This is a genomic window from Peteryoungia desertarenae (genome assembly GCF_005860795.2).
Taxonomy (GTDB): Bacteria; Pseudomonadota; Alphaproteobacteria; order Rhizobiales; family Rhizobiaceae; genus Allorhizobium; species Allorhizobium desertarenae.
This window is the reverse complement of sequence record NZ_CP058350.1, coordinates 236,218-258,841: the sequence shown is the minus strand read 5'-3', so window position 1 is coordinate 258,841 and position 22,624 is coordinate 236,218. Positions and strand designations below refer to the sequence as shown.

The window sequence follows — 22,624 nt, the reverse complement described above, 5'->3', positions numbered from 1 at the left end:
CGGCACTCACGCCCGCTTCAACCTCTCCACCGCCATCAGCACGCGCTCCGGCGTGGCCGGTGCGTCTAGCCTCGGGCAGATCCGGTAGTCGGCGACCGATGCCACGGCCATCGACAGGGCTTCTAGCACCGAAATCGCCAGCATGAAGGGTGGCTCGCCGACGGCCTTGGAGCGGCCGATGGTGGGTTCGGTGTTTTCAGACCAGGGGACAAGCCGCGTGTTGAAGATCTTCGGTCGGTCGGAGGCGAGCGGGATCTTATAGGTGGAGGGGGCGTGGGTGCGAAGCCGTCCCTTGCCGTCCCACCAGAGTTCTTCCGTCGTCAGCCAGCCCATGCCCTGGACGAAGCCGCCTTCGATCTGGCCGATGTCGATGGCCGGATTCAGTGACTTGCCGACATCGTGCAGAATATCGGTGCGGTCCATCAGATATTCGCCCGTCAGCGTGTCGATCGAGACTTCCGAGCATGCGGCGCCATAGGCGTAGTAATAGAAGGGCGTGCCGCGACCGGCGGCGCGGTCCCAGTGGATTTTGGGCGTCTTGTAAAAGCCTGCAGCCGAGAGCTGGACGCGGCCGAAATAGGCCTGTTTGACGAAATCGCCGAAGGTGAAGATCTGGTCGCCCACGCGCACCCGGTTGGGCAGGAATTCGACCTCCGAGGCCGGGACCGCATACTTCTCGGTGGCAAAGGCGACCAGCCGTTCCTTGATCTGCCGGGCGGCATCCCATGCCGCCATGCCGTTCAGGTCCGAGCCGGACGACGCGGCGGTCGCGGAGGTGTTCGGCACTTTGCCGGTCGTCGTCGCCGTGATCTTCACCGTGTCGACATCGACCTGGAAGCAGTCGGCGACGACCTGTGCCACCTTCGTATAGAGGCCCTGGCCCATTTCGGTGCCGCCATGGTTCAGATGGATCGAGCCGTCCTGATAGATATGGACGAGCGCGCCCGCCTGGTTGAAGGCGGTCATGGTGAAGGAAATGCCGAATTTCACCGGGGTGAGGGCGATGCCCTTCTTGATGACGGGGCTTGTCTTGTTGAAGTCGATGATCGCCAGGCGGCGCGCCTGGTAGTCGCAGGAGGTTTCCAGTTCCTCGACGACCCTCAGGATGATGTTATCTTCCACCTGCTGGTGGTAGGGCGTCACATCGCGGCCCGAACCCTTCTCGCCATAGAAATTGGCCTTTCGGACCTCCAGCGGGTCCTTAGCCAAAGCATAGGCGATCTCCTCGATCACCCGCTCGGCGCCCAGCATGCCCTGGGGTCCCCCAAAGCCGCGATAGGCGGTGTTAGAGACGGTGTGGGTTTTCAGTGGCTGCGAGGTCAGCTTCACATGCGGATAGAAATAGCTGGAATCGGCATGGAAGAGGGCGCGGTCGGTGACTGGGCCTGACAGGTCCGAGGAATAACCGCAGCGGGCGGCGAAGTTGGCCTCGATGGCGTGGATCTTTCCGTCATCATCGAAGGCGACATCGAAATCCATCTTGAAGTCGTGGCGCTTGCCGGTGACGCCCATGTCCTCGTCGCGGTCGGGGCGGAATTTTACGGCGCGCTTCAGCTTCTTGGCGGCGAGTGCGGCAAGGGCTGCAAACTGGTTGCCCTGGGTTTCCTTGCCGCCGAAGCCGCCGCCCATGCGGCGTGTGTTGACGGTGATCGCGTTGGAGGGGATGTCGAGCACATGACCGACGATGTGCTGGATTTCCGAGGGGTGCTGGGTGGAGGACCATACGGTGACATCGTCGTCCTCGCCCGGAATCGCGAGCGCGATATGGCTTTCCAGATAGAAATGCTCCTGGCCGCCGATGCGCATCGAACTCTTGATGCGATGCTTTGCCTTATCGAGCTCGGTCTCCGGCGTGCCCCGCTTCAGCGTCATGCCCGGCGTGACGAGCGGTGCGCCATTCTCCAGCGCGCCGTCGATATCGGTCCAGAAGGGCAGGTCGCGGTATTCGACCTTGGCGAGCCGCGCCGCCTTGCGGGCCGCATCGCGGGTTTCTGCAATGACGGCGAAGATGGTCTGGCCGTGGAACTCAACCTTGTCTGTCGCAATCAGCGGCTCGTCGTGGCGGCCGCCGGAGGAGACATCATTGACGCCGGTGATGTCGGCAGCGGTCAGGACATCGACCACGCCGGGATAGGTCTTCACCGCCGAAAGATCGATCGACAGGATTTCCGAATGGGCGCGATCTGCCATGCCAAGCGCGCCGTGCAGGAGGCCTGCCGGTTCGGGCATATCGTCGATATATTCGGCACTTCCGGCGACATGCTTGTGCGCTGAATCATGCCTCAGCGACTGGTGCATCGGCCCCTTGATGTATTTTGTCGTCTCGTAGGTCGCCTTATCCATGAGGGCCTCCTTCTCCAACCTCAGGGGTGCGTGTCCCCTCGGCCCGGCTTTGTCTTTCTTGTCCCAGCGGTAGTAGCGCTCGGGATCGTCGTTCTATTCAAGGCACCCTAAGATAAGGCGCTGGGCTTCAGTCCGTTTTCACGCAAGTCCTCAAGCGAATAACCTGAGGGTTGGATGTCCGGGACACATAGTCAAAATCCTGAAACGAAAAGTCATCACTGGTTTCATAGTCAAGTTTTGCCAGTACGGAAGCTCGACTGTTCCATCCGGATGGACATGTTTCAGATCTTGCGACGAGTAAGAGGGTGCCGTCCGGCATCCAATCGTTCACGATGCTCCGTTCCTGCGAAACTGTAAACGCATGGAATGTCAGAGCAACGACCATGCTACTTAGCGTGGCGGTAAAGACCGTGGCTATTACGTGCATGAGACGCTCCCTGAGTAGTCCTCACTGCTCGCAACCGTCTCAAGTTGTTCACATGTCAGCGAACCCGAGAGTCGGTTCGCCATGAGATGTCGGGGTGTGTCCATCATCACGCCTCCTCCACCGCAAAGCGCTGCAGCTCCTGCGGCGTGCCGGACACTTCTAGAAAAAACCGCGTCAGCAGGTTCTTCGCCGTCAGCTGGCGATATTCCGCCGTGGCGCGCCAGTCGGTGAGCGGCTTGTAGTCGAGGTCGAAGGCGTCGCGGGCGGCTTCGACGGTCGCCTGGATGAAAGGCTTGCCATAGAGCGCAGCTTCAACCGACCGCGCGCGTTTCGGGGTGGCCGCCATGCCGCCGAAGGCGATGCGGATGTGGGTGACGATACCAGCCGCATCGGTTTCGAGGTGGAAGGCGCCGCAAAGCGCCGAGATATCCTCGTCGCGGCGCTTGGAGATCTTGTAGACGGCGACATGACTCGAAGCTTTCGGGCGCGGGACAAACATGCTTTCGACGAATTCGCCCGGTTGGCGGTCCTGTTTGCCGTAGTCGATGAAATAGTCTTCGAGCGGCATGGTGCGGGTGCCCTTGGCAGAGCGCAGGGTGACGGTGGCGGAGAGCGCGATCAGGGCGGGGGGTGAGTCGCCGATCGGCGAGCCATTGGCGACATTGCCGCCGATCGTGCCCATGTTGCGCACCTGCTGGCCGCCGATGCGCTCGATCAGGCGACCGAAGGCGGGGCTCTCTTTTCTCAAGACGTTCAGGGCGCTGGAATAACTGACGCCGGCACCCATGGTGATGCCGTCAGGCGTGACGGTAATCTTCTGCAGGTCTTCCAGGTGGTTGATAAAGACCACCGGGTCCAGCACGCGCATCTGCTTGGTGACCCAGAGACCGACATCGGTCGCACCGGCAACCACGGTCGCCTTGGGATGGGCGGCGAGCGTTTCGGCCAGACCTTCAACGCTGCCGGGCACGACGAGGCGCCGGCCATCGGGGCCTGTGATCGCGATCGTCTCGCGGGTCGCAAGTTCTTCCAGCCGTGCGATGATATTGGCGCGCTCGCGTTCCAGCGGGTCGAAGAGGGAGGACGGGCGGATCTGACCGACCTGTTCGGCGGCCTTGACGATCGGCTCGTAGCCCGTGCAACGACAGAGATTGCCCTGTAGCGCGCGCTCGATCTCGGCACGGCTGGGGTTCTCCGAGGTGAGCCACAGCCCATAGAGCGACATGACGAAGCCCGGCGTGCAGAAGCCGCATTGCGAGCCGTGACAGTCGACCATGGCCTGCTGTACCGGATGCAGCGTGCCGTCTTTCGCGGCCAAATGCTCGACGGTCACCACATGGGTGGCGTTCAGCGAGCCGACGAAGCGGATGCAGGCATTGACCGTCTCATAACTCAGCCGACCGCCGACGAGCCGCCCGACCAGCACCGTGCAGGCGCCACAATCGCCTTCCGCGCAGCCTTCCTTGGAGCCGGTCAACCGGCGCTTCAGGCGCAGGAAGTCGAGCAGCGTCTCAGTCGGATCGAGGCTGGAAAGGGCGACATCTTCGCCATTCAGGATGAAACGAATGCTGGTCATGAACTGCCTTTTTCTGCGGGGCGCGTTACTGCGCGGTCCAGCCGCCATCGATCGAAATGGAGGTGCCGGTGATCTGCTTGGCCGCGTCGCTGGCGAGGAAGATGGCGGTTGCCGCGACCTCCTCGATGGCGACGAACTCCTTCGTCGCCTGCAGGCGCAGCATCACGTCCGTCTTCACCTGTTCCTCGGAAATGCCACGGGCCTTGGCCGTGTCGGGGATCTGCTTTTCCACGAGCGGTGTCAGCACATAGCCGGGGCAGATCGCGTTGATGGTAATGCCGAATTCCGCCAGTTCTAGGGCGACCGACTTGGTGAGGCCCATGATGCCGTGTTTGGCCGCGACATAGGCCGACTTGTAAGGGGAGGCGACCAGCGCATGCGCCGAGGCGACATTGATGATGCGGCCCTTCTTGTTTGCCTTCATGCCGGGCACTGCGGCTCGGATCGTGTGGAAGGAGCTTGTCAGGTTGATCGCGATGATCTGGTCCCATTTGTCGATCGGGAAATCCTCGACCGGCGAGACATGCTGGATGCCGGCATTGTTGACGAGGACATCGACGCCACCGAAGGTGTTCTCGGCTGTCGCGATCAGGTCGGCGATCTCCGCCGGCTTGGTCATGTCGGCACCATGATAGATCGCCTTGCCGCCATGGGCTTCGAGTGCCTTGCGGTTCGCTTCGATCTCGTCTGCGGGGCCGAAGCCGTTGATGACGAGGTTTGCGCCTTCGGCGGCAAAGGCTTTCGCGATGCCGAGCCCGATCCCGCTGGTCGATCCGGTGACGACGACGGTTCTGGTCATGCTTGATACTCCCTTCATGCGATCTGCTGCTGCGCCGCAACAGATAAAGAAGTTATGCCCAAAGCCCTCGGGCTGGCAATCGTGATTTTCGGACGGGTGGCGTCTGCCGCTGGCTCGCCAACTCTATCTGGGGATTGCTGTTTCCAGCACAAGGACACAGCGTCACCACGAGATCATTTGTAACGTTTGTGGCGTTCGATTACTTCCTGCCCGACAAACACGCGAGGCACGCCATGGAACTGGGACTTTACACTTTCGCCGACGTCGATCCGAAGGCCGCCAACAAGGGTGCGGAAGACAAGCGACGCGTGGACGAGCTGCTCGCCGAGATCAAGCTCGCCGATGAGGTCGGTCTCGATGTCTTCGGCCTCGGCGAACATCATCGCCCAGACTATATGGCGTCTTCCCCAGCGACGATCCTTGCGGCCGCTGCCGTGCAGACGAAGAAAATCCGGCTGACCAGCGCCGTCTCGGTTCTTTCCTCCGACGATCCGGTGCGCGTATTCCAGCAATATGCAACGGTTGACCTGCTCTCCGGTGGGCGCACCGAGTTGATGGTCGGTCGCGGCTCCTTCATCGAGAGCTTTCCGCTCTTCGGCTATGATCTCGAAGATTATGACCTGTTGTTTGCCGAAAAGCTGCAGCTTTTGATGGAGATCCGCGAAAACGAGGTGGTGACCTGGGAAGGTCAGACCCGCAAGCCAATCCAAGCGCGAGGTGTCTACCCGCGTCCGCTGCAGGATCTCCTGCCGCTGTGGATCGCGATCGGCGGCACGCCACAGTCAGCGGCGCGTGCCGGTTATCTCGGCCTGCCGCTGGCGCTTGCCATCATTGGCGGTGAGCCGCATCGGTTTGCGCCCTTCTTCGATCTCTACCGCCAGAGCGCCGCCAAGGCCGGTGTCGATCCGAAGCAGTTGAAGACCAGCATCAACGTGCATGGCTTCATCCATGATACTGTGCAGTCGGCAGCCGACATCTTCTACGAGCCGCAGGCCGTCGTGATGAACCGCATCGGTCGCGAGCGCGGCTGGGGCCCCACCAGCCGGGCGCAGTTCGATGCCTCGCGCGGCCCGCGCGGCGCACTCTTCGTCGGCGATCCGGAAACGGTGGCCGAAAAGATTGTCGCCTTGCATGGCATCTTCAAGAACGACCGCTTCCTGATGCAGATGGCGATCGGCCCGATGCCGCACAAGGATATCATGCGCGGCATCGAACTCTTCGGAACAAAAGTCGCCCCGCTGGTTCGGAAGGCGTTGACGGAGAAGGCGTCTGCCGCCTAAGGCAGCGCTTATCCCCGCTGTTTAGCCATCGAAGGACTGCCATGATCGTCGAAACCGAAGAGGACCTTGTCCGTCTGAAAGACATCGGGCGCATCTGCGCGACGGCGGTGAAGACCATGGCGGCGGCGCTGGAACCCGGCATCACGACGCGCGAGCTCGACCGGATCGGGCGCAGGGTTCTTGAGGAGAACGGCGCGCAGTCGGCGCCGGAGCTCTGCTATCAGTTTCCGGGTGCGACCTGTATCTCCGTGAATGAAGAGATCGCTCATGGCATTCCCGGCGACCGGGTGATCAAGGCCGGCGATCTCGTGAATATCGACGTGTCCGGCGAAAAGCACGGCTATTTCGGCGATACCGGCTCGTCCTTCATCGTGCCTCCTGGTACGGCCAAGCTCGAACGGCTGCTTCGCGACGGCAAGCGGGCGCTCTGGGTCGGCCTGAACCAGGTGAAGACCGGTCGGCCGCTGGCCGATATCGGCAACTCGATCGGCGCCTTTGCCAAGAAGAACCGCTATACGCTGATCACGAACCTGGCGAGCCACGGCATCGGGCGCTCACTGCATGAGGAGCCGACCGAGCTTTCCACATGGCCGGATCCGGACGAAACGCGGATGATGGAGGAGGGGCTGGTCTTCACCGTGGAGCCCTTCCTGTCTCTGGGCGGTCATTGGGCTGAAGATGGTGATGACCCATGGACGCTCTATGCAGATCCGAGTGCGCCGACAGTGCAATTTGAGCATACAATCGTCGTCACGAAGAACGGACCTGTGGTGCTGACGCTGGCGGAATAACACTCACCCCGCCAGAGTTCTGCGATGCTAAGCCGTGAAGCCGACGGCCACACCCTTCTTCTTGAAATAGGACTGCATGATTTTCCGGCCCTGCCGGTTCGGCTGGGCGAGCTTGCCCGTCTCGAAAATGGCCTCTTTGACGCCCTCTCGCGCCATCGCCGCCTTCAGCGCCGCAATATGGGTGTCGATCTCTTCGTTGTCGTTGTTGATCGAGGCATAGATATTGTCGATGGCCTGCTGCAGGCTGAGATCGCTCATGGGACGCTCCTGAAAGTCTAGTGACCCTCCTCTAGCGATTTTCTGGACGGGAGCAAGGTGTCACGGAACTGGCGGTGGTGATCAATGAATGGTGAACCTTGCGTTACAATCTGTCCACAATTCCTGAACGCCATTGCTGGTGACATGCTTCTGCCCTAGTTTGCCGTCATCCGACGCAACTTCCAGACAACCCTATCAAAGACACGAAAGTACCCGCCCGTGTTCAAGTCATTCTTCCCGAAGCCGTCCATCTTTTTCCCCTCCGTGGTTCTCTGGTCAATTATCGCAATCATAATGTGGTATTTGTTCTTTGAGGACCTGGGGGCAGTCTTCGGTATGGGTCCTTATCCCGCCGATCTTCCACCAATGATCGGAGTTTCAACATTCTGGTCGGGGCCGTTCCTTTGGTTTTACCTGTATTTTGCTCTTGTTGTTGGGCTTTTTGCTGCATTCTGGTTCATTGTGTCTCCCCATCCGTGGCAGACCTGGTCCATCCTTGGCTCAGCACTGATCCTGTTCGTGACCTATTTTCAGGTTCAGGTCAGCGTTGCGATCAACAACTGGTATGGTCCATTCTGGGACATGGTGCAGGCTGCAGTTTCGCAGTCTCGTCCAGTGACGGCGGGTGAGTTCTACGGTCAGCTGGCCGTCTTCCTGCAAATTGCGCTCGTTGCCGTCGCCGTTGCCGTCATGACGCGCTTCTTCGTCAGTCACTACATTTTCCGTTGGCGCACTGCGATGAACGACTACTATATGTCCCAATGGCCAAAACTGCGCTTTATCGAAGGTGCATCCCAGCGCGTTCAGGAAGACACGATGCGTTTTTCCTCCACCGTTGAGGGCCTGGGTGTTAGTTTTGTCGATTCCGTCATGACACTGATTGCCTTCACCCCGGTTCTGATCCGCCTCTCTGCAAACGTGACCGAACTGCCGATCGTTGGCGAAATTCCCTATCCGCTCCTCGTTGCCGCGATTGTCTGGTCGTTGTTCGGAACCGTGTTTCTTGCAATTGTGGGCATCAAGCTGCCAGGCCTCGAATTCCGCAACCAGCGCGTCGAGGCGGCCTACCGCAAGGAACTCGTCTATGGCGAGGATAATGCCGATCGTGCGCGTCCGATGACCGTACAGGAACTGTTTGCCGATGTGCGGCGGAATTACTTCCGCCTCTATTTCCACTATCTCTACTTCAACATTGCCCGCATTTTCTATCTGCAAATCAACAATATCTTCTCGATCGTGATCCTCGCGCCGTCCATCATTGCCGGCAAGATCTCGCTTGGCGCGCTCAACCAGATATCAGGCGCCTTCGGACAGGTGACCTCGTCATTCCAGTATCTGGTGGCGTCATGGCCGACGATCGTCGAGCTCTTGTCCATCTACAAGCGTCTTCGCGCTTTTGAGGCCGCGATTGACGGTGAGGACCTGCCGGACATCGACAAGCGCTATCTGGAAGCAGAAGCGGTTGAGGGTGAAATCGGCGCAAACCGTCTTTGATAGGGGCTTGTCTTCGCAAAGGCCTTCTCGCGCCCAATGAGATCAAGGCCGCCCAAGAGATTGGGCGGCCTTCATCAATTGTACTGACCGTGGCTGCTTCTTTGTGATCAGACCAAGCGGAATTGAGTGAGTTGAAGGAAAAAGTGCGGCTGATCCAGCGCAGCATAGGCTTCGGGCTGGGTAAAGAGTGTCAGGCCGATGGCGAGGGCGCCAATGGTTGCGGCAATCACGCAGGCGCAGGCGATCAGGAACAAGATCTTCATGGATTTCCCCAAAAGTGTATGAGGCGCATATCGGTCCTGGTGGCCTGAGTGTAAATGCGTCACGCGATCACATGGCGCCTGGCGTCGCCGCCTGATCACCCTCACCTTCGAGCATATCCAGAGCCTGCCTATAGGTGACACAGGCTACATCCGGAAGGCCGCAGACGTCGGAAGCAAGCCGTTCCATCGCGCGCCAATAGGCACCGTCATTCATTTCGACGAAATGCAGGCCGATCTGCAGGGGCGCCCGAGCCCCTCGATACTCACTTTCGAAGGCGGCGCGAAAAGCCTGGTAGGCACTTTCCTCGAATTCAGCTGCTCTAGACGGGTTGTTGAGCCCTGCGGAATGGCGGATGAACAGATTGTAGTCCATCGCAATGATCCGTCGCTGGCGCGGACCTTCCGGAATGAGCGGCAGAGCGAAGCGGGTAACGCCTTTCACAGTCCTGGGTCGTTCAGGATCGTGGCTGACGAGGCTTGCATCATAACGGTAACCAAACTCGCGCTGGGCTGCATGGAGGCTCTCCGGCGCCGACAAATAGGGTGCCCGGAAGCCGATAATGCCGTTTGATACGAAATCTGCCCAGCCCTCCGGCTCTTGGTTCGCTTCGCCATTATCTTTCCAGACATTGGCGAGAACGCGATGAAACGTCTCGAATTCCGTCAGCCATTCTGCCTTGGTCCACTCCTTCCCATCAAAATGGCCACAGGTATGGCTCGCAATTTCATGGCCCTCCGTATGGGCTTCCCAGATATGTCGCAAACGCAGGGAGACGTCTTCGGGAGAGGCGGCGAAACCAATATTCGAGCGTCCCGCTTTCATGCCGGGCGCCTTGTAGTCCCCAGCGCGCTCTCTTGGGATCAGCGTGGTGCAGGAGAGGAAATAGGTAAAATGGATGCCATGAGCTTTCGCGAAATTGCGACTTCTTTCCCAAAGGCGATTGTCGAGCGCGCCGTCGAAGGAAATGAGTACCAGCTGTTTTCCACGTTTGTCATCGATGGTTTGCGTCGTTTCCGCCTTTGCTATTGTGTCAAGCAAAGGAAACAGCATGCAGGCGGTCAATACACTACGCAACATCGATTAAGCCCATCATCACGGTAATCAGGGTGAAGTTGCACACAATTACGGCCAAGCTTTGAACAGACTGGAAAAAGGACCTGCGTGCCGGTATGCCTGTGGCATTATGGTTTCCAAGAGGTTCCCCAGATGACACTCCTGATTGTCGGCATCATTCTGTTTCTCGCTACCCACATGGTTCGGGTGGTGGCTCCAGGTTTTCGCAACCAGATGATCGTTCGTTTTGGAGAGGGGGGCTGGAAAGGCATTTACTCCGGTCTCAGTGCAGTAACCCTTGCAATCCTCGTCTGGGGTTATGCTGTCGCTCCGACGGTCAATATCTGGTTCCCGCCAACATGGACGGGTCATCTGACGACGACGATCATGATCTTCGCGATGATCTGTCTTGTCGCTGCTTTCCTGCCTGCCGGCCACATCGCCGTGAAGACGAAGCACCCCATGGTGCTCTCGGTGAAGATCTGGGCCTTTGCCCATCTGATCGCCAATGGTGACGTGGCGTCTGTCCTTCTGTTCGTTGCCTTTCTGGCATGGGGTGTGATCTTGAGGATCAATCTCAAGCGGCGCCAGGCCGCAGGCGACGCTAAGCTCCGTCCATTCGTTTCAGCCAAACATGACGTGATGGCGGTCGTCATTGGACTGGTTGCCTGGGCGGCAATTACGATGTGGCTCCACAAGATCGTGATCGGAGTTGCGCCGATCGTGGTGAACTGATCGGTTGCGCCGTTAGTCTTCTTGGCGTTTTTCCCTTACAAGCGGATAAAAATCGTTTAGAAGGCCGCTCACGCACATCTATGCATTGGAAGGGCCGGCGCGTCCGGGAACAGGAATGGTTGACAACAACGACAGCTTTATTCGCGAAGTCAATGAGGAACTCCGTTCCGATCAGTTCCGCTCGGCGTGGAAACGCTATGGATATGCCGTCATTGCTGTTGCCGTCCTGATCGTGGTGGGTACCGCTGGCCATCGTCTTTGGAACCATTTTGACACCACTCGCGCCTCGGATGCAGGGGACCGCTTTCTTGCCGCTCTGACACTTGCCGATCAGGGTCGGATGGACGAAGCCGCTCAGGCTCTTGCCGCGCTCGAAACGGACGGATACGGTTCATACGCCGTATTGGCCAGATTGCGTGGTGCCTCTATTGCGGCCGAGCAGGGGAATCCGGATGCGGCAGTTCAGGATTTCAACGCCATTGGTTCAGATACAGCCGTTCCGGAGGCCGTGCGTAATGTTGCGAAGATGCGCGCTGCCTGGCTGTTGATCGACCATGGGACCTATGAGCAGGTTTCGGCGGCCGTCGAAGCGATGGCGACCCCGACCAACGCCATGCGCCATTCGGCGCGTGAGGCGCTTGGTCTTGCTGCATATAAGGCCGAAGACATGGTCCGTGCACGCGAATGGTTTGAGCAGATTGTAGAGGACGCGGAAGCTCCGCGGAATGTCTCTGACCGTGCTCAGATGCTTCTCGATAACATTACAGCTTCCGGCAAGGCCGATTGATTGGTGCTGCAAGGCAGCCAGAAAGTCCAAGACGTTCATGAGTTTTACTGTTGCCATCGTTGGCCGCCCGAATGTCGGCAAGTCCACGCTTTTCAACCGGCTGGTTGGCAAGAAGCTTGCGCTTGTCGATGATACGCCGGGCGTAACCCGCGACCGTCGTCCGGGCGAGGCCAAGCTCGTGGACCTTCGCTTTCGCATCATTGATACGGCTGGCCTCGAAGCGGCAGGTCCGGACACGCTGGAGGGCCGGATGCGTGCCCAGACGGAAGCGGCGATTGATGAGGCAGATCTCTCGCTCTTTGTCGTTGACGCCAAATATGGCCTGACGCCGGTTGACCAATCACTGGCAGAAATGCTGCGTCGTCGCGGCAAGCCGGTGGTACTGGTCGCCAATAAATCGGAAGCCAAGGGTTCCGATGGAGGGTTCTACGATGCCTATACGCTTGGCCTCGGTGAACCGGTTCCAATCTCTGCCGAGCACGGGCAGGGCATGATCGACCTGCGCGATGCGATCGTTGAAGCAATCGGCGAGGAGCGTGCCTTCCCCGAGCCGGAGGATGTTGCCGAGACCGATGTTGTCTTGCCGCAGGGCGATGCCGAAGGCGATGAGGATGGTGAGGCGGAGCCGGAATATGACGAGAGCAAGCCGCTCCGGGTTGCGATTGTCGGTCGTCCCAATGCCGGTAAGTCCACCCTGATCAATCGCTTCCTTGGTGAGGATCGACTGCTGACCGGGCCTGAGGCCGGTATCACGCGCGATTCCATCTCCGTTGAATGGGACTGGCGCGGACGTACGATCAAGATGTTCGACACTGCCGGAATGCGGCGCAAGGCACGCGTTCAGGAGAAGCTGGAGAAACTATCCGTTGCCGATACGCTTCGCGCTGTCCGGTTTGCGGAAACAGTCGTTATCGTCTTCGATGCGACCATCCCTTTCGAGAAGCAGGATCTACAGATCGTGGATTTCGTGTTGCGTGAGGGACGCGCGGCCGTTCTTGCCTTCAACAAGTGGGATCTCGTCGAGGACCCGCAGGCGGTGCTGGCGGATCTGCGCGAAAAGACCGAGCGATTGTTGCCGCAGGCACGTGGTATTCGCGCGGTGCCGATCTCCGGCCAGACCGGATATGGCCTCGACAAGCTGATGCAGAACATTGTCGACACCGACAAGGTGTGGAACAAACGCATCTCGACCGCCAAGCTCAATCGCTGGCTCGATGCTGTCACCACCCAACATCCGCCGCCGGCGGTTTCGGGCCGTCGCCTGAAGCTCAAATACATGACACAGGTCAAGGCTCGTCCGCCGGCCTTCATGATTTCCTGCACGCGTCCGGATGCGCTTCCAGAAAGCTATGTCCGCTATTTGAGCAATGGCCTCCGGACGGATTTCCAGATGCCTGGTGTTCCGATCCGCATCCATTTCAAGGCTGGTGAAAACCCGTTCGAGAACAGGAAGAAGAAGCACTAAGCCGTAGCTTCGCTCTGATCACGTGACTGATCAGCACCCTGTCTCCGGAGCTTATCCGTTTCCGCGGGACGAATGCCAAAACGCTGCCTGAGACCACGTCTGCGCCGCTGTTCCTTGGCTTCCACCACATTGTCGAAGAATTGCTGGCTTGCCGCTCTCCAGGAGAAGCTTTCCGCCAATTCGCGGGCGGCTTCTTTCGAGCACTTGAGAGCTTCCAGACAGGCTGTTGCAAGATTTTCGTGCAAAGCGCCGGCCTTTGATCCTCTCGGTATGATGTCGACCGGACCGGTGACTGGAAATGCTGCAACCGGGACGCCCGAGGCCATGGCCTCGAGTATCGTATTGCCGAATGTGTCTGTTTTCGATGGGAAGACGAAGACATCGGCTTCTGCATAAGCCGAGGCAAGTTCCTCGCCATGCTTGACGCCGGTGAAAACTACGTCCGGATAGCGGGCTTCCAGTTCAGCGCGTGCGGGGCCATCTCCCACCACCACCTTTGATCCTGGCAGATTCAGGTCAAGAAAGGCTGGCAGGTTCTTCTCCACCGCCACGCGACCGATCGTCATGAAGATCGGGCGGGGAAGGCCGAAGGGCTTGTCTGATTTTGCGCGCGGATGAAAGCGTTCGGTGTCTATCCCACGGCTCCAGAGGCAAAGGTTCTTCAGACCGTGTGCTGCCATCTCCTGCCGCAGACTTTCCGTCGCCACCATGCAGGCTCCACCGCGATTGTGAAACCAGCGGACATAGGCGTAAAGCCAGGACAGCGGCACCGGCAAACGAGCCGCCACATATTCCGGGAAGCGGGTATGATAGCTGGTGGAGAAAGGCTGACCGTTGCGCAGGCACCAGCGCCTCGCGAGCAAGCCCAGCGGCCCCTCTGTGGCAATGTGAACGTAGTCCGGCCTCTGCCCTTGGATTAGTCGGCCCACCTGTCCGGGAGTGGCAAGCGACAGCCGGATCTCGGGATAGGTTGGCATTGGAATGCTGGAAAACGGCTCCGGCGTCACCATCGAGACCTCGACACCCATGGATTTCAATTCTCGATTGGTGTTCTCAATCGAGCGAACTACCCCATTCACCTGGGGATGCCACGCGTCAGTGATGATTGTCAGTCTGGGCATCTTGGATCGCCATTCCGGAATCACCTTGATTTAACGGTTGATTCCTCCAAGTCTTCACTGAAGGGGTTATGCGCTTCCGATATGACAGGCTGATGTCACCGTGATAGCGCAGTTTTCCCCGGTCCGATTGAGCTAACCCCCCATCTTGTGCTCTGTTCCCCCCGACAGCTTCCAGAAACAAGGATTGACCGATGATCAAGCATCAAGCCCAGACGCAAAAGTATGATCGCGGACAGGACTGGTGGCGTGGTGCGGTGATCTATCAGGTCTATCCACGTTCGTTCCTGGATACCGATGGCGACGGGATTGGCGACATCAAGGGCATTACCGAGCGCTTGCCCTATATCGCCTCGCTTGGTGTCGACGCCATATGGCTATCGCCCTTCTTCACCTCACCGCAGGCCGACATGGGCTACGACGTGTCGGATTATTGTGATGTCGACCCGATGTTTGGCACGCTGGCCGATTTCGACCGCATGATGAAGGAGGCCAAGCGCCTTGGGCTGAAGGTGATCATTGATCAGGTGATTTCGCATACCTCCGATCAGCATCCCTGGTTCGAGGAAAGCCGGAAAAGCCGGGATAATCCCAAGGCTGACTGGTATATCTGGGCGGCGGCAAAACCGGATGGGACTGCACCCAACAACTGGCTGTCGGTCTTCGGCGGCCCCGCCTGGGAATGGGATGGCGTGCGCAAGCAATATTACATGCACAATTTCCTGACATCCCAGCCAGATCTGAACTTCCACAACAAGGAGGTTCAGAATGCCGTGCTGCAGGCAGTCAAATTCTGGCTCGATCGCGGAGTCGACGGCTTCCGCCTCGATACCGTCAACTACTACTTTCACGACAAGGAATTGCGGGACAATCCACCCCATGTTCCAGACAGCGAAGATGCCGGGCTCGATGCGCCCGACGTCAATCCCTACGGCATGCAAAGCCATCTGTTCGACAAGACGCAGCCGGAGAACATCGAGTTTCTGAAGCGCTTCCGAGCACTCCTCGACCAATATCCGGATCGCACAACCGTGGGCGAAGTCGGCGACGGCGCGCGTTCGCTCAAAACGGTCGCGGCTTACACGTCCGGCGGCGACAAGCTGCACATGTGCTACACCTTCGATCTCCTCAGTCCGGATTTCACCCCAAGCCATATTCGCCACTGCGTTCAGTCGTTCCAGAAACAAGTGGCGGATGGCTGGGTCTGCTGGGCCTTTTCGAATCACGATGTGCCTCGCCATGTCAGCCGCTTTGTCGAGGAGAGCGGTGAGCGTGAAGCGGTGGCGAAAATCGCCATCAGCGTGCTTGCCAGCTTGCGTGGCTCGATTTGTCTCTATCAGGGGGAAGAACTGGGGCTGCCAGAGGCCGAGATTGCCTTCGAGGATCTGCGCGATCCCTATGGCATACGCTTCTGGCCGGCCTTCAAGGGGCGTGATGGATGCCGGACCCCGATGGTCTGGGAGCATCGCAAGGCAAAGGCCGGTTTTTCTGCCGGGAAGCCCTGGCTGCCGGTGCCGGAGGAACATCTCTCCATGGCCGTGGATGTCCAGGAGAAGGACGAGGAATCGGTTCTTGCCCATTACCGCGCGACACTCGCTTTCCGAAAGCTGCACCCGGCTTTGATCGATGGCGAGATGCAGTTCGTGGCGACGAACGAGGATGTTCTGGCCTTTACCCGGAGCAAGGGTGAGGATCGGCTGTTGTTCGTCTTTAACCTTCGCCGCGGGCCGCAGGAATTGGCGCTGCCGAGCGGGCATGCCGTGCAGGCGGTACTTGCCATGCCCGGCCTGGGCGGAACCGTGGTCGATGGCGAAATCAGGCTCGGTCCGCTTGACGGTATTTGTGCGAGGCTCTCGTGAGTGGGCTGACGGTGGTCAGAGCTTCGGCAGCTGACCTCGATATCTGCGCGGAACTGCGGCATCAGCTTTGGCCGCATCTTGCCGTTGATAGCCATAGGGCAGAGATTGTTGATGCTCTTTCAGAGCCGGGAAGGCTGGTGGCTTTTCTCTGTGTGGATCTTAACGGAGAGGCAATCGGGTTCGCCGAAGCAAGTGTCAGGTCCGATTACGTCAATGGATGCGAAACCTCGCCAGTCGCCTTTCTTGAAGGCATCTTCGTGCGATCTCCGGTGAGACGGCAAGGCGTTGCGACAGCGCTCGTCAACGCCGTTGCTGCTTGGGCGCGGTCAAAGGGGCTGACAGAGCTCGCTTCCGATGCTGAACTGAGTAACACGATTTCCCATGCCATGCATGAGGCGCTTGGTTTCGAAGAGACGCAGCGGGTCGTCTGTTTTCGCCGTCGTCTTTGAGGTTCAGGTTACACCTTCATCTGGGATATTGAGCAGATGCCCACAGGCCTTGCAGTGTACGGCATCGATGTCGTGCCGAGACAGGCCGCATTGAGGGCAGGGAAATGTCACCTTGTTGGGCCTGACGATCGCCTGGGCGAGCCGAACGAAAAGCGAAATTCCGACGATCATGGTGATCACGGATGTGAGCTTGCCGAAGGTGCCGGGCAGGGTGATGTCACCGAAACCAGTTGTCGTGACAGTGGCCACCGTAAAATAGAGAGCATCGACGAAGCCGGTGCCGGGGTCTTCCTGGTAGAAGAAGAAGGTGTAGACGAAGCCGGTCACCAGGAACAGGAAGACGAAGAGGTTGATGAAGGCGGACACGACATCCGCGCGCTCCAGAAGACCAAGCCGATGCAGCATCAGCTTGAAGACCGGTCGCTGGGTGATCGCCCATATCCGTGCGACCCGCAGGAAGGCGAAATTGAACAGCCAATGCGGAAAGAGCAGCGTGCAGAGAACGAAGATGTCGACCCAGGTCAGCGGGCGCATGAGAAAGCGCCGGGTGGAATAAGTTGCCGACCATTGTGCAATCAGCTCAAGGGCAATCCAGGCAGCAATCATGTAGTCAAGGATCAGATAGCTTGGGCGATCGCGCAAATAGGGTCCCGCCAGAAAGAAGCCGATAATGGCAAGGTCAATGACCATCAGCACGAACTGGAAACGGATTGCCGCCGTGTCGTGTCCGTAATAGAGGCGCGCCAGTTGCTGGCGGATAATCTTCAATCTTGGCTTGATCGTTGCGTCTGGCATGGATCTCCTTAAGTCAAACATTTCAGGGGCTGGCGCCTCCTGATGCCGCGCTCCCGGTTCCTGCAACGGAACACGCCTGCAAGTGTTCCCGCGTCGGCGATCCGCAACTGTCCAATACGGTGTTGGTCAGATCACGCGATCAACTCGAACCTGTCGACATCCACCATGCCCATGTCGGTGAGTTTCAGATGCGGGATCACCGGCAGCGGCAGGAAGGAGACCTGGAGGAAGGGTTCCTGCAGCGATGTTCCGAGGGTGACGGCCTTCTGGCGCAGCGCCTTCAGCTCATCGCGCACGGTTTCAAAGCTCTGCAGGCTCATGAGTCCTGCGACCGGCAGCGAAATTTCTCCCAGCACCTCGCCATCGGCGACCACGACAAAGCCGCCCTTGATCTCCGCCAACCGGTTGACGGCAATCGCCATGTCGCTTTCATTGGCACCAACCACACAGATATTGTGACTGTCATGGCCGACGGTTGAGGCAATCGCACCCTTTTTTAAGCCGAAGCCCTGGACGAAGCCATTGGCGTGATTGCCATTCTTGCCGTGCCGTTCGATGACGGCGACCTTGATGATGTCCCGGTCGAAATCCATCGTCGCCTCATTGCCGGCCATCGGCAGACGCAGCCGGCGATGCTCGGTGATCACCTGGCCGGGAACGACACCGATCACCGGAAATTCCCGGTCGCTCGCGGCAATGGCAAAATCCTTGGGCTGTCGCGGAGTGATACGCACACTGTCGAGGCCGACGGGCTCGACCTTTTTACGGCTGGCAAACAGGGCCTCGGTCACCTTGCGGCCACCGGCAAAGACCATGTCTGCCGCGCAGTTTTCCAGGCTGTCGATGACCACCAGATCGGCCCTCCAGCCGGGCGCGATCAACCCGCGATCACGAAGGCCAAAAGCGCGGGCAGCGGAAATCGAGGCGGCACGGTAGACGGCAATCGGTTCGACACCATGGGCAATGGCCGTGCGGATCGAATGGTCGAGATGGCCTTCATCGGCAATGTCGAGCGGGTTGCGGTCGTCGGTGCAAAGCGCGATGAAGGGCGACAGGCGTTCGGTGATCACGGGCAGCAGGTGGTGCAGATCCTTGCAGACCGAGCCTTCGCGGACCAGAACATGCACGCCCTTGCGGATTTTCTCCAATGCCTCGGCAGCCGAGGTGCATTCATGGTCGGTGCGGATGCCGGTCGAGAGGTAACCGTTCAGTTCCTTGCCGAGCAGCAGTGGGGCATGCCCGTCGATATGGCCGCCCTGGAAGGCCTCAAGTTTGGCAAGGCAGCCGGGGTCCTTGTGGATGACGCCGGGGAAATTCATGAATTCGGCAAGGCCGACGACCTTGGGGTGATCGCGGAAGGGCAGGAGCTTTTCGATCGGAAGATCGGCACCGGCGGTCTCGAGATGGGTGGCCGGCACGCAGGAGGACAGCTGCACCCGGATGTCCATGACGCTTTCCATGGCCGAATCCAGGAAAAACTGGATGCCGTCGGTGCCGAGCACATTTGCAATCTCATGCGGATCGCAGATGATGGTCGTCACGCCATAGGGCAATACGCAGCGATCAAATTCCTGCGGCGTCAGCACCGAGCTTTCAATATGCAGATGGGTATCGATGAAGCCCGGCACGACGATCCTGCCGGAGATGTCGATCACTTCGCGGCCATCATATTCACCGCAGGTTCCGACAATCGTGTCGCCGCAGATCGCGATATCGGACGCGACCAGTTCGCCTGTGGTCAGGTCGAAGAAACGGCCACCCTTGAGAACGATATCGGCTGGTTCGCGACCGACGCCTTGGTCAATGCGGCTTTCGAGACTGCTCATCGTTTCCCCTCGTGCAATAAATTTTCTTCATGTTAGGCAATCTCGGCTGAACCGCCAAGAGCGTTTTGTTTAGCCATCAAGCGTCAGGCGGAAGGAAAAGCACATGTCCTGACCCTTCGCCAGCGCGATGGTGTATGGCCGCTCGGTGATTTCGGCAGTGCCACCGGCATGGGCTGCCATGCCATGCCAGGGTTCCACGCACAGGAATGGTGCACCGGGTTTTTGCCACAACGCGATGTTGGGCAGGTTTTCAAAGGTAAAGTGGAGTGACGGTCCACCTTCGGCGCCATAGGTCAGGCCCGTGCCAGCACCCTCGGGAAAGATCAGCGCATCATGGTCGAACAGGTGGTGTTCAAGTTCCAATCGCCCCGCCCTGAACGGCGAGCCCGGCAGGCTCTGACCAATCAGTCCGTCTTCCAACTGGATCATTTTCGGACTTTGGCCATTGTCCAGACTAACATAATGGGCCTTGCCGTCCGCCCCCGGAAGCGGCCAGCGAAAGGCAGGGTGAAAGCCGATGCCGAAGGGCAGTGGCCCTTCATCCCGGTTCTGAACCTTTGCGGTGACCACAAGCGACCGCCCATCAACCCGATGTGCGAGGCTGAGACAGAAATCGAAGGGATATTGGCCACGCGTTTCATCGGATGAGACCAGCTGGTGCTCGCAACTGTCTTCAGTGTGGGCGATCAATTCGAATCGGCTTCTTCTGGCAAAGCCGTGCTGGGCCATCGCATAGGTTTTCCCCGCGATGGCGATCTGACCATTCGGTGCCTTGCCGACGATGGGGAACAGAATGGGTGAGCGTCCGCTCCACCAGACCGGGTCGCCATGCCAGAGCCAGTCACGCCCGTCATCTGTCGTCAGGCTTTGCAATTCCGCCCCTAGTGCCGAAATGCTGGCCCGCAGGTCGCCGGTCCCGATGTCGATGATGTCCGTCATGACCGTTCCTTATGATTCCCTGCTCTTGATCCTAGTCGAACGCGGTCGGCGGACCAGACCCTATCGCTTCTGCATCGTGGCTAAACCGACTGGTCGTTCTATACCCTCAAAATGTCGGCGGTGTGTTGATCCAGAGAAGGACGGTTTCGCCTTCGTCACTGTTGCGCCAGGAATGCGGACGGCGGCTCTCGAAGTAAAAGCTGTCTCCGGGCCCGAGTTCAAAGAACTGGTCGCCATCAAGAATGATTTCCAGCCGGCCCGTCAACACGTGAATGAATTCCTCGCCTTCGTGCCGATATGCGCCCTCGCTTGATGCGCCGGGCGCCAGTTGAAAGCGATGGCATTCCATCTGATTGCGCCCCTCTGCCAGCACCTGGACCGTGGCACCGGACGTCGTGGTAGGCCAGATCGCCCATTTGCCGGCCCGGATCAGGGACTGCCCCTCCCTTTGGTCCTCCTGGCCGGAGAGCGCGGCAATCGTGGTGCCGAAATAATCTGCCAGTTCATGCAGCGCCTTGAAGGAAAGGCCCTGGGAGGTGCGCTCGAAGGTTGAAAGCAGAGAAACGGAAATGCCTGTCGCCTGTGACACGGTCTCTAGCGTCTTTCCCGCTTCATGGCGCAGGCGCCGCAGTTTGAAGCCGATGGACAGCGCTGTCCCCTGGGTTGGCCCGAGCTCATCGTCCGGTTCACTTGCCTGCGGCACAAAGAGCGGTTCCTCGGCCAGAGCCTCCCGGATGGCGGCCGGGTTCAGACCCTTCTCGTTGCGCATCCAGCGGATGGTCTTCAGGCGCTCTATGTGGTCCCGCGTAAAGAGACGTTGGCCGGAGGCCGTACGGATGGGTTCGATCAGGCCCTGACTCTCCCACAGGCGAAGGGTTGAGGGCGAGACGCCCGCCATGCGGGCGGCTTCAGCGATCTTGAAGCGGATCTCATCCATTGCGACCTCCCTGTGTCGAGCCTCTCGATAAATCTTTCGAGGCACATTGCAACTCTACAGAAAAAATGCAAGAAATCTTGCATCGAACGCCGGAACAGTGGATTGCGTCCGGCATTGTTTGCGCCCAAGAACATCCAGGGGATTTTCATGTTGAATACGGAAATTGCAGCACGCAGGACCGATGCGATTTCGCGCGGGGTTGGCGTCACCACGCAGGTCTATGCCGACCGCGCCGAGAATGCGGAAATCTGGGATGTCGAGGGTCGGCGCTATATCGATTTTGCCGCCGGCATCGCCGTCGTCAATACCGGGCATCGGCATCCGAAGGTGATTGCTGCTGTGAAGGATCAGCTCGATCACTTCACCCATACCTGCCATCAGGTGATCCCCTATGAGAATTACGTGACGCTCGCCGAGCGTCTGAACAATGCCGTGCCCGGCGCTTTCAAGAAGAAGACGATTTTTGTCACGACCGGTGCCGAGGCGGTGGAAAATGCGATCAAGATCGCCCGTGCCGCGACCAATCGCTCTGCTGTCATTGCCTTTACCGGCGCCTTTCATGGCCGCACCTTCATGGGCATGACGCTGACCGGCAAAGTGGTGCCGTACAAAACCGGTTTCGGCGCGATGATGCCGGACGTCTTCCATGTACCCTTCCCGGTGGAACTGCATGGGACCTCTGTCGAGGATACGCTTTCCGTGCTCGACAAGCTGTTCAAGGCGGATGTGGATCCCGCGCGCGTGGCCGCTTTCATTGTCGAGCCGGTTCAGGGGGAGGGCGGTTTCTATGAAGTGCCGCGTGGCTTCATGCCGAAGCTGCGCGAGATTGCCGACAAACACGGTATTCTGCTGATCGCTGACGAAGTGCAGACCGGCTTTGCCCGAACCGGCAAGCTGTTTGCCATGGAGCATTATGGCGTCGTGCCGGACATTACGACCATGGCGAAGGGATTGGGGGGCGGTTTCCCGATCGCAGCGGTCACGGGTCGTGCCGAAATCATGGATGCACCGGGCCCGGGCGGCCTTGGCGGCACCTATGGCGGCAATCCGATCGGTATTGCAGCGGGCAATGCCGTCCTTGATGTGATTGAGGAAGAAAAGCTTTGCGAACGGGCCGATTACCTTGGCAACCGTCTGAAGCAGCGGCTCCAGTCTCTTCGCGATGCAGTGCCGCAAATCGCCGATATTCGTGGTCCAGGCTTCATGAACGCAGTTGAGTTCAATCTGCCTGGAACAACGACACCGGATGCTGATTTTACCAACAAGGTCCGTTTACGTGCGCTGGAAAAGGGCCTTATCCTTCTGACCTGCGGCGTCTACGGCAATGTCATCCGTTTCCTGTCGCCGATTACCATTCAGGACGACGTCTTTGCCGAAGCCCTCGACATTCTGGAACACACATTGCGCGAATGCGCCAAGGAAGCCTGAT

20 protein-coding genes are annotated in these 22,624 nt (G+C 59.0%); 9 read left to right on the top strand and 11 right to left on the bottom strand.

The window, feature by feature from the left end:
- Window positions 1-6 precede the first annotated feature (6 nt).
- From xdhB to FE840_RS01185, 3 genes are all read right to left on the bottom strand, one after another.
- Window positions 7-2,343, bottom strand: a complete 2,337-nt coding sequence (gene xdhB / locus FE840_RS01195; RefSeq protein ID WP_138288824.1) for a xanthine dehydrogenase molybdopterin binding subunit — start codon at window positions 2,341-2,343, stop codon at window positions 7-9.
- 533 nt (window positions 2,344-2,876) lie between these two features.
- Window positions 2,877-4,346: a xanthine dehydrogenase small subunit gene (xdhA, locus tag FE840_RS01190; protein ID WP_138288825.1), complete on the bottom strand. Its 1,470-nt coding sequence runs from the start codon at window positions 4,344-4,346 to the stop codon at window positions 2,877-2,879.
- Between the two features lie 25 nt (window positions 4,347-4,371).
- Window positions 4,372-5,145, bottom strand: coding sequence for a 3-hydroxybutyrate dehydrogenase (locus FE840_RS01185; protein WP_138288826.1), 774 nt, complete (start codon window positions 5,143-5,145; stop codon window positions 4,372-4,374).
- Between the two features lie 233 nt (window positions 5,146-5,378).
- Between FE840_RS01185 and FE840_RS01180 the strand changes: the two genes are divergently transcribed.
- Together FE840_RS01180 and map are read left to right on the top strand one after the other, a co-directional pair.
- Entirely contained in the window at window positions 5,379-6,425 is a 1,047-nt protein-coding gene (locus FE840_RS01180; RefSeq protein WP_138288827.1) for an LLM class flavin-dependent oxidoreductase, read from the top strand.
- Window positions 6,426-6,466: 41 nt separating this feature from the next.
- Window positions 6,467-7,216 carry a type I methionyl aminopeptidase gene (gene map, locus FE840_RS01175; protein WP_138288828.1) on the top strand — a complete coding sequence of 250 codons (750 nt, stop codon included), beginning with the start codon at window positions 6,467-6,469 and terminating at the stop codon, window positions 7,214-7,216.
- 27 nt (window positions 7,217-7,243) lie between these two features.
- Here map and FE840_RS01170 read toward each other — a convergent pair whose 3' ends face one another.
- Window positions 7,244-7,474 carry a hypothetical protein gene (locus tag FE840_RS01170; protein ID WP_138288829.1) on the bottom strand — a complete coding sequence of 77 codons (231 nt, stop codon included), beginning with the start codon at window positions 7,472-7,474 and terminating at the stop codon, window positions 7,244-7,246.
- A gap of 219 nt (window positions 7,475-7,693) precedes the next feature.
- On the opposite strand from FE840_RS01170, the gene sbmA reads away from it, so the two are divergent.
- Window positions 7,694-8,968, top strand: a complete 1,275-nt coding sequence (gene sbmA / locus FE840_RS01165) for a peptide antibiotic transporter SbmA (RefSeq protein WP_138288830.1) — start codon at window positions 7,694-7,696, stop codon at window positions 8,966-8,968.
- Between the two features lie 107 nt (window positions 8,969-9,075).
- Here the strand turns inward: sbmA and FE840_RS01160 are convergent, their stop codons facing one another.
- Both FE840_RS01160 and FE840_RS01155 read right to left on the bottom strand, forming a co-directional pair.
- Window positions 9,076-9,231, bottom strand: a complete 156-nt coding sequence (locus tag FE840_RS01160; RefSeq protein ID WP_171033786.1) for a hypothetical protein — start codon at window positions 9,229-9,231, stop codon at window positions 9,076-9,078.
- A gap of 67 nt (window positions 9,232-9,298) precedes the next feature.
- Window positions 9,299-10,309 (bottom strand): polysaccharide deacetylase family protein, encoded by a 1,011-nt coding sequence (locus FE840_RS01155; RefSeq protein ID WP_138288831.1) that lies wholly within the window; start codon window positions 10,307-10,309, stop codon window positions 9,299-9,301.
- A gap of 129 nt (window positions 10,310-10,438) precedes the next feature.
- Here FE840_RS01155 and FE840_RS01150 point away from each other — a divergent pair, with 129 nt between their 5' ends.
- The 3 genes from FE840_RS01150 (at window position 10,439) to der (ending at window position 13,272) form a co-directional block, all read left to right on the top strand.
- Window positions 10,439-11,020: an NnrU family protein gene (locus FE840_RS01150; protein WP_138288832.1), complete on the top strand. Its 582-nt coding sequence runs from the start codon at window positions 10,439-10,441 to the stop codon at window positions 11,018-11,020.
- 115 nt (window positions 11,021-11,135) lie between these two features.
- Window positions 11,136-11,807 carry a tetratricopeptide repeat protein gene (locus tag FE840_RS01145; RefSeq protein WP_138288833.1) on the top strand — a complete coding sequence of 224 codons (672 nt, stop codon included), beginning with the start codon at window positions 11,136-11,138 and terminating at the stop codon, window positions 11,805-11,807.
- Between the two features lie 37 nt (window positions 11,808-11,844).
- On the top strand, window positions 11,845-13,272 hold the full coding sequence (der, locus tag FE840_RS01140) for a ribosome biogenesis GTPase Der (RefSeq protein WP_138288834.1): 1,428 nt from the start codon (window positions 11,845-11,847) through the stop codon (window positions 13,270-13,272).
- Here the strand turns inward: der and FE840_RS01135 are convergent.
- On the bottom strand, window positions 13,269-14,393 hold the full coding sequence (locus FE840_RS01135) for a glycosyltransferase family 4 protein (RefSeq protein ID WP_138288835.1): 1,125 nt from the start codon (window positions 14,391-14,393) through the stop codon (window positions 13,269-13,271). The two genes, der and FE840_RS01135, sit on opposite strands and share 4 nt — an antisense overlap.
- Window positions 14,394-14,584: 191 nt before the next feature.
- Between FE840_RS01135 and bglA the strand changes: the two genes are divergently transcribed.
- Window positions 14,585-16,249, top strand: a complete 1,665-nt coding sequence (bglA, locus tag FE840_RS01130) for a beta-galactosidase BglA (protein WP_138288836.1) — start codon at window positions 14,585-14,587, stop codon at window positions 16,247-16,249.
- Complete coding sequence (aac(6'), locus tag FE840_RS01125; protein WP_246318819.1) at window positions 16,246-16,698, top strand: aminoglycoside 6'-N-acetyltransferase; 453 nt, start codon at window positions 16,246-16,248, stop codon at window positions 16,696-16,698. Before bglA ends, aac(6') begins: the two co-directional genes overlap by 4 nt.
- 3 nt (window positions 16,699-16,701) lie before the next feature.
- Here the strand turns inward: aac(6') and FE840_RS01120 are convergent, their stop codons facing one another.
- The 4 genes from FE840_RS01120 to FE840_RS01105 all read right to left on the bottom strand — a co-directional run bounded on the left by FE840_RS01120 (window position 16,702) and on the right by FE840_RS01105 (window position 21,195).
- Window positions 16,702-17,493 (bottom strand): potassium channel family protein, encoded by a 792-nt coding sequence (locus tag FE840_RS01120; RefSeq protein WP_138288837.1) that lies wholly within the window; start codon window positions 17,491-17,493, stop codon window positions 16,702-16,704.
- Between the two features lie 131 nt (window positions 17,494-17,624).
- On the bottom strand, window positions 17,625-19,319 hold the full coding sequence (gene ade, locus FE840_RS01115; protein WP_138288838.1) for an adenine deaminase: 1,695 nt from the start codon (window positions 19,317-19,319) through the stop codon (window positions 17,625-17,627).
- Window positions 19,320-19,388: 69 nt separating this feature from the next.
- On the bottom strand, window positions 19,389-20,258 hold the full coding sequence (locus tag FE840_RS01110) for an aldose 1-epimerase family protein (RefSeq protein ID WP_138288839.1): 870 nt from the start codon (window positions 20,256-20,258) through the stop codon (window positions 19,389-19,391).
- 106 nt (window positions 20,259-20,364) lie between these two features.
- Window positions 20,365-21,195: a MerR family transcriptional regulator gene (locus FE840_RS01105; RefSeq protein ID WP_138288840.1), complete on the bottom strand. Its 831-nt coding sequence runs from the start codon at window positions 21,193-21,195 to the stop codon at window positions 20,365-20,367.
- A 147-nt stretch (window positions 21,196-21,342) separates the two neighbouring features.
- Here FE840_RS01105 and FE840_RS01100 point away from each other — a divergent pair, with 147 nt between their 5' ends.
- A complete protein-coding gene (locus FE840_RS01100; protein WP_138288841.1) occupies window positions 21,343-22,623 on the top strand; it encodes a 4-aminobutyrate--2-oxoglutarate transaminase in 1,281 nt (426 codons plus the stop codon).
- The last annotated feature ends 1 nt before the right edge of the window (window position 22,624 follow it).

Excerpts from the sequence above, each read along its gene's own strand:
- xdhB (WP_138288824.1), bottom strand. The coding sequence starts at position 2,343 with ATGGATAAGGCGACCTACGAGACGACAAAATACATCAAGGGGCCGATG.
- xdhA (WP_138288825.1), bottom strand. The coding sequence starts at position 4,346 with ATGACCAGCATTCGTTTCATCCTGAATGGCGAAGATGTCGCCCTTTCC.
- FE840_RS01185 (WP_138288826.1), bottom strand. The coding sequence starts at position 5,145 with ATGACCAGAACCGTCGTCGTCACCGGATCGACCAGCGGGATCGGGCTC.
- FE840_RS01180 (WP_138288827.1), top strand. The coding sequence starts at position 5,379 with ATGGAACTGGGACTTTACACTTTCGCCGACGTCGATCCGAAGGCCGCC.
- map (WP_138288828.1), top strand. The coding sequence starts at position 6,467 with ATGATCGTCGAAACCGAAGAGGACCTTGTCCGTCTGAAAGACATCGGG.
- FE840_RS01170 (WP_138288829.1), bottom strand. The coding sequence starts at position 7,474 with ATGAGCGATCTCAGCCTGCAGCAGGCCATCGACAATATCTATGCCTCG.
- FE840_RS01160 (WP_171033786.1), bottom strand. The coding sequence starts at position 9,231 with ATGAAGATCTTGTTCCTGATCGCCTGCGCCTGCGTGATTGCCGCAACC.
- FE840_RS01155 (WP_138288831.1), bottom strand. The coding sequence starts at position 10,309 with ATGTTGCGTAGTGTATTGACCGCCTGCATGCTGTTTCCTTTGCTTGAC.
- FE840_RS01150 (WP_138288832.1), top strand. The coding sequence starts at position 10,439 with ATGACACTCCTGATTGTCGGCATCATTCTGTTTCTCGCTACCCACATG.
- FE840_RS01145 (WP_138288833.1), top strand. The coding sequence starts at position 11,136 with ATGGTTGACAACAACGACAGCTTTATTCGCGAAGTCAATGAGGAACTC.
- der (WP_138288834.1), top strand. The coding sequence starts at position 11,845 with ATGAGTTTTACTGTTGCCATCGTTGGCCGCCCGAATGTCGGCAAGTCC.
- FE840_RS01135 (WP_138288835.1), bottom strand. The coding sequence starts at position 14,393 with ATGCCCAGACTGACAATCATCACTGACGCGTGGCATCCCCAGGTGAAT.
- bglA (WP_138288836.1), top strand. The coding sequence starts at position 14,585 with ATGATCAAGCATCAAGCCCAGACGCAAAAGTATGATCGCGGACAGGAC.
- FE840_RS01120 (WP_138288837.1), bottom strand. The coding sequence starts at position 17,493 with ATGCCAGACGCAACGATCAAGCCAAGATTGAAGATTATCCGCCAGCAA.
- ade (WP_138288838.1), bottom strand. The coding sequence starts at position 19,319 with ATGAGCAGTCTCGAAAGCCGCATTGACCAAGGCGTCGGTCGCGAACCA.
- FE840_RS01110 (WP_138288839.1), bottom strand. The coding sequence starts at position 20,258 with ATGACGGACATCATCGACATCGGGACCGGCGACCTGCGGGCCAGCATT.
- FE840_RS01105 (WP_138288840.1), bottom strand. The coding sequence starts at position 21,195 with ATGGATGAGATCCGCTTCAAGATCGCTGAAGCCGCCCGCATGGCGGGC.
- FE840_RS01100 (WP_138288841.1), top strand. The coding sequence starts at position 21,343 with ATGTTGAATACGGAAATTGCAGCACGCAGGACCGATGCGATTTCGCGC.